The organism is Levilactobacillus cerevisiae, assembly GCF_003946245.1.
GTDB lineage: Bacteria > Bacillota > Bacilli > Lactobacillales > Lactobacillaceae > Levilactobacillus > Levilactobacillus cerevisiae.
The window spans coordinates 1-18,148 of the sequence record NZ_RHNN01000041.1 but is presented as its reverse complement, the minus strand read 5'-3'; the positions used below and the strand labels follow the sequence as shown (position 1 = coordinate 18,148).

The following is an 18,148-nucleotide window of genomic DNA, read 5'->3' as shown; positions in this document are numbered from 1 at the left end:
AGCTCTGCTTTACTTTCTTTGTGCTTCCTTTTACTTGATCGCTGTTGAATTATCTTTTGACCCTTACCTCTTCTTTTAGATTTTAGGTCAAGCGTAAAATCTAAAATTTTAGGTAGCGTCAAGAATCTTGTGTAAATGAAATGCCTTAAATTTTAATCTAGTTTTGTCAATCGGTTCATATCATTAAGCTGGTACATCTTACTCAACGATAAGCCAAATCATGATTGCTAACCCAACAATCCCAATTAAGAACAACGCAACTATAAACATTATCATTGGAATAATGCCAAAAATTTTTAACCACATGTTATCATTTCTTTCTGTAATCAATTCTAAGCTCTTTTAAGCCATTCTATCTTACTCACGTATAATTTATATTCAATTTGTTCTAAAACGTCTTAGAACGTATCTCATGGCTTTAAATTAACATGAAATCAATGAGGATAGAAATGCAATTAAGATTATCCCAACTGATAACAAAACTAATCCTAAAAATATTGAAAAAAACATATATTTTCCCTTCCAGCTCATTTTGTTTAACTTAGGCCTACCCTAATGTAATCACTGAAAACGACTAATTTTATTAGTTACAATTAAGTGTTCCAGTGGCGTTCTTAGGTTACCCTTCTTATCTATATCATTGAGAAGTTTCTGTAATTTCTGATACTCCCGTGTTACGCTTATTCTCGTTCCTACATTCCATTGGAATATTCCTATACAAAAAAAAGATCATCAAAGAAGATACCCTCATAATACCTTCCTAGATGCTCTTTTTTGTATCACCATTTAAATAATAAACCCAAAGCTAAGGTAATTATCCCAAATACGATGAAGGAAACTAGGGCTCCTATCAAAATGCTAAGGATAAAATTGATATTTTTCTGTGCCAATTTAACAGACAAGTAGTCCGCAAACATAAAAAAATCCAACCCAATTAGGCTAAATCCCCAAGACGCACGACCAGCTAACATCAAAGCGATACATATTAATAAAACAATTATCATGACGTATGGAATCTTTTTCATGGTTGCTAAACTATATTGCTTAGCCAAAGCTACTGTCCACCGCGAATTAGACTGCATTTAAATCAATCCCCCTTAGCGTTGATATGACCAGCTTTTATATTTCCAGCCCTTAAGCTAGACCAATTTCTACTTCACATAATGCGGCTTATCCCAAGTAACCACCATTCACCCTGATAAAACAACGGTCTGTTATTTTACCTTTGTGAAAACTTCTGGGAAACAATTGGTCTAGCTATTCAATCCCTGATTTATCGGTAAATATACTTTGTGAAATTCTCTTGGTTTATTCCTAGACCATTCGCTTAAATTCAGTAATTTTCTTTATATTCGACTTGACGGGTTACGGTTTTCCATTCAGTTTAGAGGGAGTGACGTTTTGAGCGCAGAATTGTTCCCTGAAGTCAGCTATTTGGAATAACTGAACCAGAGTACAATTCTACATCTAAAAGTTTCCCCTTAGTTCGTCGGTCGTTAACGCCCGTCGCTTGTCTGTACAATTGCGGTATTGCTACCACCACTCATTATAAACCTACGTTTTCGGTTTAACCTACTAAAAAACGCCCTAGTAGGCGTTGGCAATACGTATTTATGTTTGTTCGATCACCAACTAATCAGTGGCACCAAGCCGAAGCTTCGTTTTACCACCCGCGCCGTTAATGGTCGCGCTCACCATTCACCACCCAGCCGTACAGATGACCTTGTTGTGGTATAGCCAGACTTATTGAAGTCGCACTGGCAAACGTGTCCCCTTGGATTTAGACCCCAGCTTGTCCCCTAGGGCTTTAAAAATCGCACCGGCCATGATATAATAGTCAGTAAATGAGTTGACTTTTGTGTGGCGCTCACCGATTCCCGTCGGTGGGTGTTTTTTTATGTTCTATTTTGACTACGGTTATCATTATATCAGTTATCAAATTTTTAGTCAACTTTTCTTGTGTACCGTGTACTGTACACTGTACACTGTATCTTGTAAACTGTACACCGTGTATTGGGTACTGTGTACTGTACACTTAAATAATTTCATAAAAAAGCCGTCATTCCGCATTCAATTGTTAAGTATTTTTTTCTGTACATTGTGTACTGAGTACGGTACACTGTACATATAACACAGTACACCGTGTACCGTGTACGAATGGAGGAATTTTAAAAAATGATAATTAGTTGCGCCAATGAAAAGGGTGGTACTGGTAAAACATCTACTACAGCCTTAATCAGTTGGGAATTATCAAATATGGGATATAAAGTGCTTATGGTAGATTGTGACCCTCAAGCAAACCTAACTGATTTAATGATAAAAACAAAAAGTCACGAAAATTCCAGCATCACAATTGACCCATCTCTTTTCGCATTACTAATTAACGGAAAAGACTTAAATGACGGCATCATTAACATTAAGAACGGTCTTGACTTAATACCAGCTGCTGCTGATATGAACTTATTCAGTCGGTGGGTTGATAAACAAGACATTGATGAAAAAGCTAAAGTCAGCTATCTTAAAAACTCTTTGTCAAATATATCTAGCAAATTCGACTTCGTGTTTCTTGATGTAAGCCCTACAATGAGTTTAACAAACGATAACGTTTTTATGTGCTGCGACTGGATCATTGTTATGCTACAAACTCAGCAAAGAGCATTGCTGGGAGCAAAAAGTTTCTTAAGCTATTTACAAACGAATTTAATTGACGAATTTGGAGCAAAAGTAAATGTAGCGGGTATTCTTCCAGTTCTTACAAAAGGGCAATCAATTATTGACAATGCCGTTCTTAAACAGGCCGTAGAAGAATTTGGGGAAGACAACATATTTGAAAATGTCATTACTGCTATGGAAAGAGTAAAGAGATACGACCTTACTGGAATCACTGAAAGCAGTCGTTCTGTTTGGGATAAAGCTACTCACAGCACATATACGGCTGTTGCTACTGAATTAATATCTAGATTGGAGGCAGAATAATATGGGGGGACTTTTGAAACACGGTAATGATGATCAGGTAAAAAGTCCTGATAAGAAGGTAAACGTAAATGTATCATCAATTTCTAGAAAGCAAGCAGGTTTTGGCGAAGATAGTGCGGAAAAAATTCCTACCTTCGATGTAAACATGCGAGTTGATAATCATACCAGAAACGCCGTTTTGGCTTTGTCTAAAGCAACAGCTGATAAGCGTTCAGCTAGTGAAATGGTTTCTTTGATGATTGAAAATTATCTTGAATCACTAACTCCCCAAACACGTGATACTTACGATGAATTGGTATCGATGATGGAAACAAAGGATAAGCTTGACTATAAACTAAAAAGTAAATAATCACGCGCTCTCAGACGACATGCGATAATCCCTTTATGGTTGTCAGATGAAATACTATAATTCATCTGACTAATCATAGGGAGATTTTTGTATGCCTAGAGCTAGACACACGCTTCAGGAAAAGTTGGCGCTGTTAGCTGAATTCAAGCAATCAGGTTTATCAATTGGGACTTTTACCAGACAACATGGTATCCATCGAGAAACGCTCATGCGTTGGCAGTCGCGCCTTGAACGTGATGGGTTGGCAGGGCTCACGGAAGCGCACACAAATAATCATTATTCCAACGAATTGAAACTTAAAGCTGTTCAGGCTTTTTTGGCCGGTGAAGGGTCACTGCTGTATTTAGCCACAAAATTTGGTTTACGTTCATCAACACAACTCGACAACTGGGTTTCCAGGTATAATAGGGATAAAACCTTGACGGCCAGACCGTCTAGAAAGCGGGTCCCTACCATGAGTCGGCAAACAACTTTTGAAGAACGCATCAAGATCGTTGAATATGTGACTAAAGCTAAATACTCGTATACCGAAGCCGCGGATCACTTTCAAGTCTCCTACCAACAGGTCCGTACTTGGGTGATCAAGACTAAAAGTGGCGGCTATGAAGCGCTCGTAGATAACCGTGGGCATCGAAAAGCCAATCATGAATTAACCGAACTAGATAAGGCTAATCTCCAGATCCGAGAACTAAAAGCACAACTGGCAGATAAGGAACTCTACGAGGCCTTCATAAAAAAATTTCAGGAACTTCAGCGCAGGGGGTGAACAAACCACATCGGCTGGCTTACCACGCTATCAAGGTAGTCAGCCAAGGTAATCATGGTGCCGTAACGAAACTTTTAACCGTTATCGGCGTCAGCCGACAAGCTTATCATAAAGGGCTTAGACGACAGGAAACAACATGGGAAAAGCACAATAAACAACTCAAAACACGCACCCAATATGGGTTTGATTTTCACCACCAAGGTATCGGTGCTGGAAATCTTCTGACTAACTTACAAGCGGATAAACTAATTGATTTTCCGGTAACTTTGAAGCAAGTTCGCCGGGTCATGCGTGAACTTGATATTCGCTGTCAAGTACGGCCAAAGAAGCATAAACGGGCCAAACAAGCTGAACAATATTTACTCGACAATGTTTTAAAGCAAACCTTTCAAGTGACAGCGCCCAATAAAGTTTGGTTATCTGATTCAACTGAACTAACTTATGGGCTTAGTGGTGAGTACAAAGTCCGCTTAAGTGGTGTCTTGGATTTATATGGTCGCCGACTCTTGGCATACAATCTCAGCGCCACAGAAACGAGTGCCGCTGAGATCCAGGTTTTTCAGCGTGCCTTTACTGCAGTTGGTAAGGTCCCATCACTTATTCACACCGATCGTGGTTCGGCGTATACCTCAAGAGCGTTCAATCATTTCATCAATCAATTTGAGATCACCCGCAGTATGTCGCGTCCAGGAACACCATATGATAACGCCCCGATGGAGCGCTGGTGGAATGAATTTAAACTTCGCTGGATGGCGCGTCATCCGCGAGCAAAGACCTATCAAGAGTTAATAACGCTCGTTGAATCAGGAATCGAATATTTTAATCATGACAATCGCTCAGCACAAAGAAATGGCCTCACCCCGGATGAATACTGGAATGAAGCCATCTAAGTGACCAAAAACTTTATATTATTTCATTTGTCAACTTGACAGGGCCTAGTGCACTTTATCCTTAAGCATCCTTTTTTGTGCCTTATTTAATTTACACTCATTGTTACCCACTACCCATTCATCCTTTGTACGTATAAAGGGGTTTTGCGCACTTTCCTTTAACGCGTTTTGAACATCTTCATAAGGTAAATAAAATTCAATTGTAGATTTATTTAATTTTACAATCTACCATATAACGTCTCCATCTTTTCAAAACGACTTAATTCTACGGGCTATAAATAACTTAATTTGCCAGTCTATAACGTTTCAGATTAAGCTACCACTATGTTATAATGACCATATCGAAAGGAGATCAATCTAATGAAATATACGAAAACCAAAGCAGTATTAAATCAACTCGTTGCCGATTTGAGCCAGATGTCAATGATTATCCATCAGACGCATTGGTACATGCGTGGACCCAACTTTTTGAAGTTGCACCCCTTGATGGATGAGTTCATGGAAGAAATTGACAGCCAACTCGATGTCATTTCTGAACGGCTGATTGCGCTTGATGGCAGTCCTTACTCGACCTTAAAAGAAATGGCCGAAAACACTAAGATTCAAGACTGGCCTGGTGAATGGGACAAAACAACCCCAGAACGCCTCGCACACTTAGTTGATGGCTATCGTTACTTGGAAGACCTTTACCAACACGGCATTGAAGTATCCGATGTTGAAAAAGACTTCAGTACCCAAGATATTTTCATTGGTCTCAAAACCGCAATTGAGAAGAAAATATGGATGATTCAGGCAGAGCTTGGGTCGGCGCCGGAAATTGATGAATAAAATAATATTAAAAAATCGGTAGGCTTAAACATTGCTAACGCTTATATCAGTGCTGCTATTTAATTAAAATGCGACATCCCAACAACGGGGTGGCGCATTTTTGTTTGCAATGCGGTGACAAATAGGCCGGAAACAAAATAAGTGAGTGATAACTCATTTTAATGTTGACAAACCGAGATGTACTGATTATACTAAGGCCATTAAGTGAGTGAGTATACACTCGCTTTGAGAAAGAGGGTTATTAAAATGGCAACGGATTATGTCATCGCCAAGCAGGTCAGCAAGCACTTTGGGCATCAGCAAGTGCTCAATCAGATTGATTTGACACTGCCGGCTGGAATGATTTATGGCTTGATTGGGCCATCAGGAGCTGGGAAGACCACCTTGATAAAGAGTATTTTAGGGATGGAAGCTGTGGATAGTGGCACTGTTAAAGTCATGGATACGGTGATGCCCAATAGGGCGGTAATGGCACAAGTAGGGTATATGGCCCAAAGTGACGCTTTGTATGAGACACTAACGGCCCGTGAAAACCTGACCTTGTTTGGGCAATTGATGAGCGTTCCAAAAATAAAGTTAGCACAGATGATTGATTATGCAGCCGGATTAGTTGATTTAACGTCCCAATTAGACAAGCGGGTCAGTGGCTATTCGGGTGGGATGAAACGGCGCTTGTCGTTGGCAATTGCCCTGATTCAGGATCCCCAATTATTGATTTTAGATGAACCGACCGTTGGGATTGATCCAGAATTACGGCAACAAATTTGGACCGAACTAAATAAGCTCAAGGATACCGGTAAGTCGATGCTCGTGACAACGCATGTCATGGACGAAGCAGAACGGTGTGATTATCTCATGTTGATTCGGCACGGGATTGCGCTTGCTGAGGGGACACCCGCGGCACTGAAACAACAGTATGCAGTAGATACGATCGAACAGGTCTTTTTGAAAGCGGGGCGGATGCAAGATGCGAACGATGGCAATCGTTAGACGAGTTTTTAAGCAAATGTTACGTGATAAGCGTACCTTGGCGCTGATGTTTTTGGCACCATTGCTGATTATGACGCTGATGTATTTCTTATTTCAAAACAACACGACGCAAGTAGCAAGCTTGGGTGTTCATCATGTAGACCAATCCGTGGTTAACGTGATCGATACCAAAAACGTGACGATTCATCATTATGATAGTTCACAGGCACGGAAAATGATTAAGCAGCATGATCTAGATGGCTATTTGACTCAGAAAAATGGTCAATTGACGATTACTTATTCAAATAGCAATCCAACCAACACGTCTTTAATTAAGGCGAGTTTACAATCAGGATTAGTCAAGTTGAAAATGAAGACGCTGGTGACCGTTACTAAGAAACAGCGCGCGGCCCTTGAATCGCAACAAGCCGCTTTGAAGAAGCTGACAGCAGCCCAGACACAAGCAACGGTGACCAAGCTGAAGACTGCCATTGCACAAGCCCAGGCCCGCGGTGACCAGGCAACTGCTGAGAAATTACAAAAGCAACTCAAGCAGGCCACAGCCACGACGTCTAGTTCGACTCAGTCAGCTAAAGCAACCAGTTATACGACTAAGTCTCATTATATTTATGGTAGTAGTGATTCAACGTTCTTTGAAAGCTTTTTGCCAGCCTTTCTCGGTTTCTTTGTCTTCTTCTTTGTGTTCTTGATTTCTGGCGTTTCACTTTTGAATGAACGCACTACTGGAACCCTAAGCCGGCTACTTGCAACCCCAATTCGACGGAGTGAAATTATTATGGGCTATCTAATTGGTTATGGGGGCTTTGCCATCATTCAGACTGTCCTGACCGTTGTTTTTACAATTACGGTCTTCAAGATTCACTTAGTTGGTAGTATTTGGCTGGTCTTTCTGACTAACTTATTATTAGCGTTAGTGGCTTTGACCTTGGGTATCTTTATTTCCACCTTTGCTAACTCAGAATTTCAAATGATTCAGTTTATTCCACTGATTGTTGTACCACAAATCTTTTTTGCTGGGTTGGTTCCAGTCGATGGCATGGCCAGTTGGTTGCAAGCAATTGCCCACATCATGCCGTTATACTATGGTGCTAATGCGTTGACGGCTGTTGTGACAAAGGGTGCTGGGCTTGGCGATATTGGTGTCAATTTGTTAATATTAGTAGGGTTTATGGTCGTACTAACAATGTTGAATATTGTTGGAATGAAACGTTATCGGAAGGTGTGAGGATATGGAACGACCACGGATACGGGATTATTTTCAACAGGATCTAAGTCAGAATGAAACGATTACACCTAAGCAACGGGCCATCCTCCAGGCAAGTCTCGATTTGTTTGCTGAAAAGGGTTTTGACCAGACCAGTACTAGTGATATTGCACAACGGGCCGGCGTTGCGGAGGGGACGGTCTATCGGCGGTATAAGACTAAGGCTGCCTTACGGGATGCCATCTTAGCACCAATTACCGCGCACATTGTGCCAATCTTAGCGAGTGATTTTTCAGAGGATGAATTACGGCAGCGTTATCCCAGTCTACAGGCATTCGTCACAGCAATTTTTACGGACCGAGTTGCATTTGCTAAAGCTAACGTGAAAGAGTTAAAGGTCATTTTTGAAATGGCAGCTTTTGACACCGAACGACGCGAACAGATTCTTAGCCAGATTGCGCCTAAGAGGGTCAAGCAGATGGGAAGTGTCATAAATCAACTAAAAGCAGATCATTTGATTGTGGATTGGCCGAATGATTTGATACTGCAAAGTTTGTTATCGCAGCTATTCGGTTACCTAGCGCAGTTAATGCTGGAATTGCCGGGAACTGAAATTGAGCGCGAACAAGCGTATTTGATTACGGTGATGACCAAAATATTGACCCCGGGTGAACATGATCAAATTACTGGTCAGTGAGCTAACTGTTACTTGATATAAACTAAAGCCACTTCTGTACTTAGCGTTCAAATGACCGCTAAGTACAGAAGTGGCTTTGGTCGTTGCTACGCGTGTTCGTTTGTTAATCTGCTAGTATCGTCATTTTATTCAACAAACTAGTTTGTAACTGGCTGAGTGTGGTCGTCATGTAGACCGGGTAAAGATCTGGGTTGACGAGCCGCTGGGTTGTTCGTGGGAGCTCGGCAAGTTTAGCCTGGGTCGTTGCCTGAATGGTTGTAACCGGAATTGACGTGGTGTTGGACAAATCTACCGGCGCGAGTAAGGGCCGGGCTTCAAAATGGGTGAGTCGCTGTTGACGGTCGACACTGAGTGGGTCACTGGTGACGACGGTTAGGCTGGTCGCATCAACGATCGTCTCGGTAGCTAGTGCAATCAAATCAGCAAAGGCCCGCTTAGGGCTCTGGTGCAAATAGTCTGAGAGTGTGCCTTTTACCTAGTTGTTGATAGGGTGTTGTAGGTTATGCTGGCACCATCGCTTTTAATTCGTCCACGGCTGAAAACCCGATGAGGCTTAGCTCTCGTCGGGTTTTCTTGCGTAATGCATGGATGACTTCAATGCCGCTGAGTGTTGCACTAGCGGTTCGGATGCTTTGGAAACTTGCTGACCGCACCCGGTGTCGTTTAATGAATCGATGATCTTGTTCGATTAAATTGTTTCGATACTTGGAACATTGGTGTGCTGATTTGCTCAAGTAGTCTTGTTTCATCAGGTGCTTCACTGCCTTAAGTGTTGCTCGATATTGATCGGTGACTAAGCGATCAGGACGACCATTGGTCGTCAAAAGCCGTTTCAAAAAGTGATAGGCTGCCGCATAATCACGATGCTTTCGCAGTTCGAAGTCGAGTGTCAGACCGTTGCTATCAATTGCACGATACAGATAAGTCCAATGACCTTTGACGTTAATGTAAGTCTCGTCTATCCTCCAACTTTTGGTATGGGAGGTTTGATGTTGGCGCCATAAAGCCTTAAAGATGGGACCATAATGATGAACCCAACGCATGACCGTGGTGTGCTGCACACTAACCCCGCGATCACGTAGCAATTCAACGATATCACGGTAGCTGAGACTGAACCTAAAATAGTAGCCAACGGCTACTATAATGATATCCTGTTGAAAGTGGCGTCCTTTAAAGTAATTCATGCGCACAATCCCTCGTTTCTTGTCACTCAGTATACTAGAATGAAGTTGCCAAGCAAACTTTGCACCAGAGCCGTATTAATCTGTACATATAATGTAAAAAGCTCTATTTATAGGTAAATAAGGTCTTCAAACCCAAAAGTAGCCTTGAAACAGCAGGCGTATTGCCAGTAAGTTTCAAGACTACTTATAGGTTATTTATTCAACTAATTAGTTTAAGCTTTGATGATTTTCCCAACTGCAATTGGTAAAGTAACGTGGGCATCGTAGTTCATGACAGTTCCTTGAACAGTAGCCGGTAGCTTCAAGGTATCCGGCACACCATGAATATAAATGACCCTTTTATCAAGCTGCAAATCGTCACTGCCAAAAGCGGCATTAAACGCTGTCTGCAATTCCTTCAGATCAACGAGTTTGTCATAAGCATAGTGACCTTCTGCATCAGCCACTGGGTAACTGTCATTTGGCACATGCATCTTGGCCGGTTCAGCGTCAAATGGTACCATCGTTGTACCGGAAACCGGTTCTGTTTCTGGCAGATCAACGAAACCGTCACCATTAGCATCTTGTGCCGCTGTGGCGATTTCTGCTGGCTTACCATCCGGGAATCCGTGGAAATGTTCCCAATGCTGCACATTAGCAGGTGTATCAAACATATCGATATGAATCTTCATTTGCGCACCATCAATCGTGAACGTCGCGGCACCGTGCGGCGCGGTGCCAATCTTCTCAGCGTTCAATGGCACGATTTCTGCTGTATACTTTTCAGCCATGCAAACCACTCCTTTTAGATTTAGACTCAGTTTCAGTATAGTGCTAACTGGAACGACTCACAATCTATTGCATTTCAAAAGTGAGGTTGCAAGATTATTTGGCCAATTGCAATAACCGTTGGCGCAAAAAGGTAATAATATCACACCGCACCGGTGTTAGTTAGCAAATCAAAAACTATTATTTAGAATATAATTCGGACTTATTTTCTTGCTTCTATTGCTCGTTCAATCCGCCCCTCATCATAAAGCCGCAATACAAAATACATCCCCACATAAATAACCAACGGAATCCAAACATAATTCAAATTAATCATGGTGAGAGTTGCGGCATTCTGGGTTCGATTGGCAACGTAACCCGAAAAGTGAAACAAACCAGCTGTAATCAAGCCGCCAACACCAAGGCCGACGTTAACGCCAAAGTCATCCGTTGAAGCCAGAATTCCCTCGGCTTGGATCCCCATGCTGGCACCATAACGGATTGTGTCAGCAATCATGATTGAGACGAGGCCGATAATGATCCCATTGCCAATCGAGTTAATCAAGACACCGCCAAACAAGAACCACAGTATTTTGGTATAAACCCCAACCGCAATCACGGCTTGGCCAACCAGCGCCATTAAAATACCGCGAAGCATCGTTTGCTTCTTACTGCGAACCTCGGTAATTCGAATGATCAGCAATACCCCGATTAACGCTGCCAGGGTAAAACTGTTAGCTAGTGGTACCAGGTTTTCGTTTCCCACCGTATATTTAAAATAGTAAATGGTTGTCTGATTCTTAATTGCCGTCACCAGCCAGTACATGAGAATCACGATTGACATAACGATCCATGGCTGATTATGTTTCAACATTTTTAAGACAGTTGTTAACGGTTGATGGGCAATTTCAGGATTCGCGAACCGTTCGCGAACATGGACAAACGTGTTGATAATCAAAAGAAATGAAATCAGGCTAAACACGATGATTGTGCCCAAGAACCCTTTTTGCTGATTACCGTGGCCGAAGAACGCAACCAAGGGTAATGTGAATACCGCCACCACAATTTGAACCGAACTGCCAAAGAATTGACGAATGACACCCAACAACGTCAACTCACGAGTATTCTGCGACATCGTTGGTAAGATTGACGTGATTGGCAGATTAACAGCCGTATACAGAAATCCAAGGCCTAAATACGTCACATATGCCCAGATTAATTTACCATTATACGAAAAGTTAGGCGTCACAAAGGTGAGAACCGCAAAAATAACGTAAGGTAACGAATACCAGAGGAAGAACGGTCGGCTCTTGCCAAACCGTGAATGTGTGTGATCAATCATGATCCCGATGACAAAACTTTCAACAACGTCAGCTACCCGCGCCACGACAAATAAAATGGCCACCGCGCTTGGTGTCAGTCCATAAACATCAGTGTAAAAGAATAGCAAATAGGTCGTCATCATTTGAAAGACTAAATTATCGGCGGCGTCACTTAAGCCGTAACTAATTCGTTCGGGCCACCGTGTTACCCATTTCGTCGTGCTTTTCATCCCATCATCGCCTTTATCGAAATTGTTAATCAACTTTATCATACTCTAAAATTTGGATGTAAGCTGATTCCTGAGACAACTTTTAAGAGAGCGTATAATGAATAAATCGTCTCTCAAAAGGAAGGAATTTTTACATGCCAACTCGTTACGACAAAGAATTCAAACAAAACATTATCAACCTATATAAACAAGGCGAATCAGCCGCCCAACTGGCCAGAGAATATGGCATTGGCTATTCAACCGTTCATAAGTGGATCTAGGACCAAGCCAAAACTCAATCCGGTAAATCGCCAGACGAAATTAAAGCGATGGAAAAGCGACTGGCTTTGCTGTCTGAGGAGAACGAAATCCTAAAAAAAGCCCTGGGCTTCCTTGCGCAGAAGCAACCAATATTTTTGATTACATTCACCAAGAAAGCCATCACCACCAGGTAACTAAGATGTGCCGAATCCTCGGTGTTTCCAGAGCCCAGTATTATCGTTATCGATCCCCAAAGCCTTCAAAACGCCGGGCCGAAGATGCGGACTTGAAACAACGGATTCTGCGGATCTTTGCGGAATTTAAGCAGCGATACGGTGTTATGAAGATCCACCATGAATTGAATCTGGAACTTCAACCACTGCAGCGTCGGTGCAGCCCAAGACGGATTTCCCGGCTCATGAAGGAACTGGATATCCACTCCGTTACCGTCAATAAATGGAAAGCAGCTTCGGCTTCCAAAACCAAGGTTGAACAGCGTCCCAACTTGCTTAAGCAGGATTTCTCGACCACTGGTTTAAATCAAAAATGGACCGCTGATATGACCTATATTCAAACGAAGCGTAATGGCTGGTGTTACTTATCAGCCATCATGGATCTGCACTCACGACGAATTATCGGCTATTCGTTCTCAAAAAAGATGGATACTGATTTAGTCTTAAGGTAGATTGTAAAAGCTCAAATTATAAATGAACATCTCAGCGACGGTACTTCCAGAGCGGAACTAGCAAGAAATCATCAATTACCCAAGCGACAAGTTAATCGATGGCTTCAACAATATCATCTGAACGGCATTGAAACACTTAAGCGGTACAAAACTCGGCGTAAGTTCTCGGCAGAATTTAAATGGTATGTGATAAACTACTACCAAACTCATGATGAGTCTTTAGCCGAGGTTGCCGGAAAATACAACGTTTTAGCCTGTCAGATTAGTGTTTGGCGAAAAACGCTTATTCGAGACGGCTATTCTAGCTTAGAGCCTCATCCCAAAGGTAGGTCAACCAAAACGAAACGTTCTAAAAAACAGATTCGTCAATTAGAAAAACAGAGTGAAATCGAGCGTTTACGAAGCGAGATCGCTCAAAAGAATCAGGAATTCTATGACACAAAGTTGGAGAATGACATCCTAAAAAATCAATGACCCTGTTCGGACCTTCAAAGGGCATCAAAAAAAGAAATAGTTGATCAGATCAGGGCGGATCAAGTCAAGTTACCCAAGAAACAACGTTATAGAATTGGCGATATACTTAGTGCCATTGGGCTTAAGAAGGCCACGCATCATGATGAACGTAAAAGGATCAAAAATCATAATGATAAATATGCTGAAAATGGTAAGTATCGTGGTCGGTTAACCTACGGTTACCGGTGGGTTCAAGATGAACTAATTAAGCTTGATGTTCATATCGCAGATGCGGTTGTACGCCGACTAATGGATGAATTGGGCGTACAAGTGAGTCTTTATAACCGGAACAAGAACAGTAGTAAATATTCCTCTTATAAGGGTACCGTCGGTAAGATCGCCGAAAATCTCTTGGAACAAGACTTTAAACAGGCTAAGCCTTATATAGTACTCCATACAGATATTACGCAAATTCGCTTAGCGAACCACGATGGGCTTATATCTCAGCTATTACCGACGAGGCCAGCAAGGAAATTTTAGCATTTCAAATCAGTAATAGTCCCAATTGCATTCTAATAACCAAGACCGTTGATGAATTAATCAATAAGTTACCAAGTAATGTTCAACCCATCACTCATTCCGATCAAGGATGGCATTACCAACTAGATTCCTATACAAAAAAATTATCTGAACATGAATTTATCCAAAGTATGTCCCGCAAGGGAAATTGTCATGATAATGCCCCGATTGAAAGCTTTTTTCGCCTTTATAAGACCGAATGTTTGGCTGGATTCCCACCGTGTAAAGGCTTAGCCGAATTAAAAGCAGTTTCTTTAGAATATGTTAATTGGTTCAATTACCGACGAATCTCATCAAAAACAAAGGGTATGTCCCCGTGTGAATATCGAGAACATACCTTAGCGGCATAATAATATTTACTTTTGTCTAACTTTTGTGTTGCACTTCATGCACTTTAAAATGACTCAAGGCTAGCTTTTATTTGCTACTGAGCCATCGTTAATGATGGCCATTTTGTTCTAAAGTACATTCGTGATGACGCAATGATTCACCGATATCTCATCCAGATACTAAGCCTTCTTCTCTCGAATGGAGCCCACCAGATCATCTGTAGCTGGAGCGTTCGCAAGCAATGCGCGAACATCATCAAGATTCACCTTAACATTCCAAACTAAAACACCAACTAACTTATCGGTATCTATGAAATAGACAAGCGATCCATGCGTTCGCCGATCAAAAATCAATTGCAATTTAGGATCAATATTACCGATTGCTTGCCAGGAAATATCAAAAATCATGGAATAGAAGTATGGGGTATGCTGATAGCTCATGTGAGCACCTGCCATATTACGGCCAACTAATTCACCAGAAAGTCGGGCATGGTCCACGTGCTCAATCCGTTGCCGACCCAAGATGTGATCTGGATAAGAGGCAATATCTCCAGCAGACCAGATGGCTGGGTCACTAGTATTGAGATACTCATTAACTTTCACACCACCATCAGCTAAATCCAAACAACTGTCTTCAGCTAAACTAATCCGCGGCGTAACGCCTAACCCAACAATGATCGTATCGGCCGCGATCACCGTACCATCCTTTGTCAATAGAGTCAAGTGGTCACCTTGGCGTTGATATGATTGGACAAACTGACCACTCATCAGTGTGACACCATTGCGTTTGAACGTGGCTTCATACTCAGTCCGAATAGACTCAGGAAATTTACCCTCACCCAGCGCTTTTTCTGGAAAAATCATCGTAACTTCAGTCTCATTTTGGGTCAGTGACGATGCGAGCTCTGTACCAACATATCCACCACCAATGATCACAACTCGCTTGTTCGGACCACTAAATTTACGTAACTTGCGATAATCTGACCACTGTCTAAAGACTAGCACATGTGGATCAGAAGGTCCCTGGATTTGTCTAGGTTCTCCGCCAGTTGCTAGCAATAGCTGTTCATACTTGATTTGCTCACTATCGGCCAATGTAATGACCTTATCTTGCCGATTAATAGCCGTAACCGTTGTCTTGAACTTAAAAGTCACATTGGGATAATTTTCAGCACCAATCTGAATGTTCTCTTCAGTGAATTCATCATCTAGCCATAGTTTTTTACTCAGTGCCGGTCGTTCATATGGGACATCCGCCTCTTGCGAAATAATTAAGATCTCACCCTCTGAATCTTCCTGTCGAATTCCCTTGATGGCATAGCCAGCAACCACTCCGCCACCAACAATGACGTATCGATAGCTGTTTGTCTGATCCAAATCACTCATCTAATCGCCTCCATAACTTTACTTTTTCTAGGATCATTGTAATATAAAAACGCCATGATTCGAAAAATAACGCTCAGAATTGTCAATCGTTGCTTGCTTTTATCAGAATAATAATTTTATTTACATACTGCTACAAAGCTATCAAATATCACTATGATCCAGATTTAGAATTGCGGATAACACAGCATAAAATAATATTATTTTAATTAAAAAACCTCAATTTTTAAGGTAATCATTTTTGATTTTAATTTGAAGTAACAATATTCGAAGAGTTGTCATTTTTCTTGGTCATTTCTCGGATTTTAGTGGAGTTAGAAGTTTCAAGTGGTCCGCTCTGCTATGATTCTCTCATGTAAACATCATCTTTGTATATTGAATTTCTTTCGATATCTGATAAAGGTCGTCCGTTTAATCCCTGTATTACGGGCAACATCTACATCACTCATGCCTGCCTGATAAAGTTTAAAAGCATGTTGCAAGCGGGGATCATCTTTGGCATATTGGGGTTTGCGTCCATGATATTTACCCTGCTGTTTGGCGAGGGCAATCCCTTGCTGCTGGCGCTCAATAATTCGCTTACGTTCACTCTCGGCCTGATACTTATAGAGTTCAATAATCAAGTTGGTCATCAGTTGACGTAAATTTGGGTCAGCAATCCCTGTCATGGACGGTAAATTCAACACATCTAGGGTGGCACCCTTATTTTGAATGGAGTTCATGATCTTAGTCAAATCATGGTTGTTTCTGCCTAAGCGATCTAATTCAGTGACCATTACAATATCACCCTCACGAATATAGGCCAGCATTTTTTGCAGTTCTGGCCGATTAGTGTTAGCCCCACTTAATTTATCCGTAAATAATTTATCAACGTCTTTTAAAGCCGCTAACTGTCGATCTAAATGTTGCTCCTTGGAACTCACACGCGCATAACCGATTTTAGCCATTTCCAGTTCTCCTTTTGGACAGTTCTAATGAACACTTGTAATTCCTAGTATAGCACAGAAATAAAAAAGACCAATAGGGTATACCCTAGTGGCCATTTAACATCCTTCTAAAACTCATCAGAAATACTTTCATGGTTAAACTTGGGGTTTAACCTTATTGATTTAACATCCTTCTAAAACTCATAAACTTTAGAATTATGCCTAATAATGGGGTTTAACCTTATTGATTTAACATCCTTTGGATTTAGGTCAAGAATCTGGACACATTTTATGTATAATTTAAGCGACTAATTTTTCCTTTTCATTTGGAGTTAAATAATCAATGCTACTGTGAATTCGAGCACTGTTATAAAAGCTCTCAATGTAGCTGAATATTGCAGCATTTGCTTCTTCAAAATCCTGATAATGGTGTTGGTAAACCTCTTCTTTTTTCAAACTGGCGTGAAATGATTCCAAACATGAATTGTCATAGGGACAGCCACGCTTGCTATAAGAATGGCGAATATGGTGTTGCGCTAAGATCTGTTCAAAGCCAGCACTGCGGTACTGGCTACCCAGATCGGTATGCACAATTAAGTTATTAGTCGTCTTTCTAGTTTCAAAGGCTTGTTGAAAAGTGCTGATCACAAGATCAGCAGTCATATGACGGCTGATTTTATGGGCAATGATTTTACGTGAATATAAATCCTGAATGCTTGATAAATAACACCAGCCATTGGCTTTGGTGTGAATATAAGTTATGTCTGCACACCACTTTTGATTTGGACTGGTTGTACGAAAATCTTGCGCGAGTATATTTGAATAATCAGTCGTATCAATATCATTAGTTTGTTGATAATGCCACTTCTTGCGCGTGATTGATTTTAACCCCATTTGGCGCATTAATCGTTGAACTAGCTTAATACTGGCAGTCTTACCTTCTTTTTGTAACGCTTTTAGAATTTTAGGTGCCCCGTAGATACGTCTAGAATTAAAGTAAATGCGTTTAATCGACTGGCTAAGTGTCTTACGACGCTTGGCTTGTGGCGATACATGATTCTGCTGATGTTCATAGTAAGTTGAGCGTGAAACTGAGAGTACTTTACAGGTTTCTTTGATACTATGGTGCTTCAAATTAATATCAACGGCTGTCTGCCAGTCATCTGGGTTTACTTTTTGGCGAATATGGTTAAGGCTTTTTTTAAGATGTCATTCTCACTTTCTAGCTGTTTCAAACGTTTTTGCAACGCTAAAACATCTGATTTGGAAATTCCACTTCCTTTGTCTTCTTTAGGGTCTACACTTTCTGGTATTGGTGAATAACTAATACCGGTTTTTTGTCTGTTTTGAAAATCAGAAAAATAAAAAAG

At 41.2% G+C, this 18,148-nt stretch carries 21 protein-coding genes; 12 read left to right on the top strand and 9 right to left on the bottom strand.

The genetic code is table 11. The features are described 5' to 3' along the window. Nucleotides 1-779 precede the first annotated feature (779 nt). Nucleotides 780-1,082, bottom strand: a complete 303-nt coding sequence (locus EKM99_RS14590; protein WP_125584105.1) for a hypothetical protein — start codon at nt 1,080-1,082, stop codon at nt 780-782. Nucleotides 1,083-2,175: 1,093 nt separating this feature from the next. Here EKM99_RS14590 and EKM99_RS14580 point away from each other — a divergent pair. From EKM99_RS14580 to EKM99_RS14545, 8 genes are all read left to right on the top strand, one after another. Further along, complete coding sequence (locus tag EKM99_RS14580) at nt 2,176-2,976, top strand: ParA family protein (RefSeq protein ID WP_062913502.1); 801 nt, start codon at nt 2,176-2,178, stop codon at nt 2,974-2,976. Nucleotide 2,977: 1 nt separating this feature from the next. After that, entirely contained in the window at nt 2,978-3,325 is a 348-nt protein-coding gene (locus EKM99_RS14575) for a DUF5388 domain-containing protein (RefSeq protein ID WP_062913503.1), read from the top strand. A gap of 124 nt (nt 3,326-3,449) precedes the next feature. After that, nucleotides 3,450-4,091: a helix-turn-helix domain-containing protein gene (locus EKM99_RS14570; RefSeq protein WP_404819784.1), complete on the top strand. Its 642-nt coding sequence runs from the start codon at nt 3,450-3,452 to the stop codon at nt 4,089-4,091. Continuing rightward, on the top strand, nt 4,088-4,981 hold the full coding sequence (locus EKM99_RS14565; protein WP_070367151.1) for an IS3 family transposase: 894 nt from the start codon (nt 4,088-4,090) through the stop codon (nt 4,979-4,981). Before EKM99_RS14570 ends, EKM99_RS14565 begins: the two co-directional genes overlap by 4 nt. Before the next feature lie 360 nt (nt 4,982-5,341). Further along, nucleotides 5,342-5,809, top strand: a complete 468-nt coding sequence (locus EKM99_RS14560) for a Dps family protein (RefSeq protein ID WP_003587210.1) — start codon at nt 5,342-5,344, stop codon at nt 5,807-5,809. 246 nt (nt 5,810-6,055) lie between these two features. Then, nucleotides 6,056-6,799, top strand: a complete 744-nt coding sequence (locus EKM99_RS14555; protein ID WP_003581836.1) for an ABC transporter ATP-binding protein — start codon at nt 6,056-6,058, stop codon at nt 6,797-6,799. Beyond that, the gene (locus EKM99_RS14550) at nt 6,777-8,024 is read left to right on the top strand and encodes an ABC transporter permease (RefSeq protein ID WP_031547128.1); all 1,248 of its coding nucleotides are present in this window, start codon (nt 6,777-6,779) and stop codon (nt 8,022-8,024) included. Before EKM99_RS14555 ends, EKM99_RS14550 begins: the two co-directional genes overlap by 23 nt. 4 nt (nt 8,025-8,028) lie before the next feature. Continuing rightward, nucleotides 8,029-8,700 carry a TetR/AcrR family transcriptional regulator gene (locus EKM99_RS14545; protein ID WP_125584103.1) on the top strand — a complete coding sequence of 224 codons (672 nt, stop codon included), beginning with the start codon at nt 8,029-8,031 and terminating at the stop codon, nt 8,698-8,700. Nucleotides 8,701-8,803: 103 nt separating this feature from the next. On the opposite strand, the gene EKM99_RS14540 is transcribed toward EKM99_RS14545, so the two are convergent. From EKM99_RS14540 to EKM99_RS14525, 4 genes are all read right to left on the bottom strand, one after another. Continuing rightward, nucleotides 8,804-9,151, bottom strand: a complete 348-nt coding sequence (locus EKM99_RS14540) for a hypothetical protein (RefSeq protein WP_057707481.1) — start codon at nt 9,149-9,151, stop codon at nt 8,804-8,806. A gap of 49 nt (nt 9,152-9,200) precedes the next feature. Beyond that, nucleotides 9,201-9,884 carry an IS6 family transposase gene (locus EKM99_RS14535; protein WP_002825828.1) on the bottom strand — a complete coding sequence of 228 codons (684 nt, stop codon included), beginning with the start codon at nt 9,882-9,884 and terminating at the stop codon, nt 9,201-9,203. 212 nt (nt 9,885-10,096) lie between these two features. After that, nucleotides 10,097-10,654, bottom strand: coding sequence for a hypothetical protein (locus EKM99_RS14530; RefSeq protein ID WP_002825826.1), 558 nt, complete (start codon nt 10,652-10,654; stop codon nt 10,097-10,099). A 200-nt stretch (nt 10,655-10,854) separates the two neighbouring features. Continuing rightward, nucleotides 10,855-12,183, bottom strand: coding sequence for a glycoside-pentoside-hexuronide (GPH):cation symporter (locus tag EKM99_RS14525; protein ID WP_003591692.1), 1,329 nt, complete (start codon nt 12,181-12,183; stop codon nt 10,855-10,857). A 134-nt stretch (nt 12,184-12,317) separates the two neighbouring features. On the opposite strand from EKM99_RS14525, the gene EKM99_RS16110 reads away from it, so the two are divergent. From EKM99_RS16110 to EKM99_RS16025, 4 genes are all read left to right on the top strand, one after another. Next, nucleotides 12,318-12,443 carry an IS3 family transposase gene (locus EKM99_RS16110; protein WP_016374491.1) on the top strand — a complete coding sequence of 42 codons (126 nt, stop codon included), beginning with the start codon at nt 12,318-12,320 and terminating at the stop codon, nt 12,441-12,443. A gap of 131 nt (nt 12,444-12,574) precedes the next feature. Beyond that, nucleotides 12,575-13,108: an IS3 family transposase gene (locus EKM99_RS14515; RefSeq protein ID WP_119782930.1), complete on the top strand. Its 534-nt coding sequence runs from the start codon at nt 12,575-12,577 to the stop codon at nt 13,106-13,108. Next, nucleotides 13,109-13,582 (top strand): helix-turn-helix domain-containing protein, encoded by a 474-nt coding sequence (locus EKM99_RS14510; protein ID WP_100215579.1) that lies wholly within the window; start codon nt 13,109-13,111, stop codon nt 13,580-13,582. It abuts the gene before it with no gap. 479 nt (nt 13,583-14,061) lie between these two features. Beyond that, the gene (locus EKM99_RS16025) at nt 14,062-14,490 is read left to right on the top strand and encodes an IS3 family transposase (RefSeq protein ID WP_225419883.1); all 429 of its coding nucleotides are present in this window, start codon (nt 14,062-14,064) and stop codon (nt 14,488-14,490) included. Between the two features lie 159 nt (nt 14,491-14,649). On the opposite strand, the gene EKM99_RS14500 is transcribed toward EKM99_RS16025, so the two are convergent. The 4 genes from EKM99_RS14500 to EKM99_RS15895 all read right to left on the bottom strand — a co-directional run. After that, nucleotides 14,650-15,855 carry an NAD(P)/FAD-dependent oxidoreductase gene (locus tag EKM99_RS14500; protein WP_002825823.1) on the bottom strand — a complete coding sequence of 402 codons (1,206 nt, stop codon included), beginning with the start codon at nt 15,853-15,855 and terminating at the stop codon, nt 14,650-14,652. A 359-nt stretch (nt 15,856-16,214) separates the two neighbouring features. Continuing rightward, a complete protein-coding gene (locus EKM99_RS14495; protein WP_125584102.1) occupies nt 16,215-16,799 on the bottom strand; it encodes a recombinase family protein in 585 nt (194 codons plus the stop codon). A 279-nt stretch (nt 16,800-17,078) separates the two neighbouring features. Continuing rightward, nucleotides 17,079-17,963, bottom strand: a complete 885-nt coding sequence (locus EKM99_RS14490) for an IS3 family transposase (RefSeq protein ID WP_225419882.1) — start codon at nt 17,961-17,963, stop codon at nt 17,079-17,081. After that, on the bottom strand, nt 17,948-18,148 hold a 201-nt coding region (locus EKM99_RS15895; protein ID WP_263853555.1), incomplete at its 5' end, for a hypothetical protein. The genes EKM99_RS14490 and EKM99_RS15895, both read right to left, overlap by 16 nt.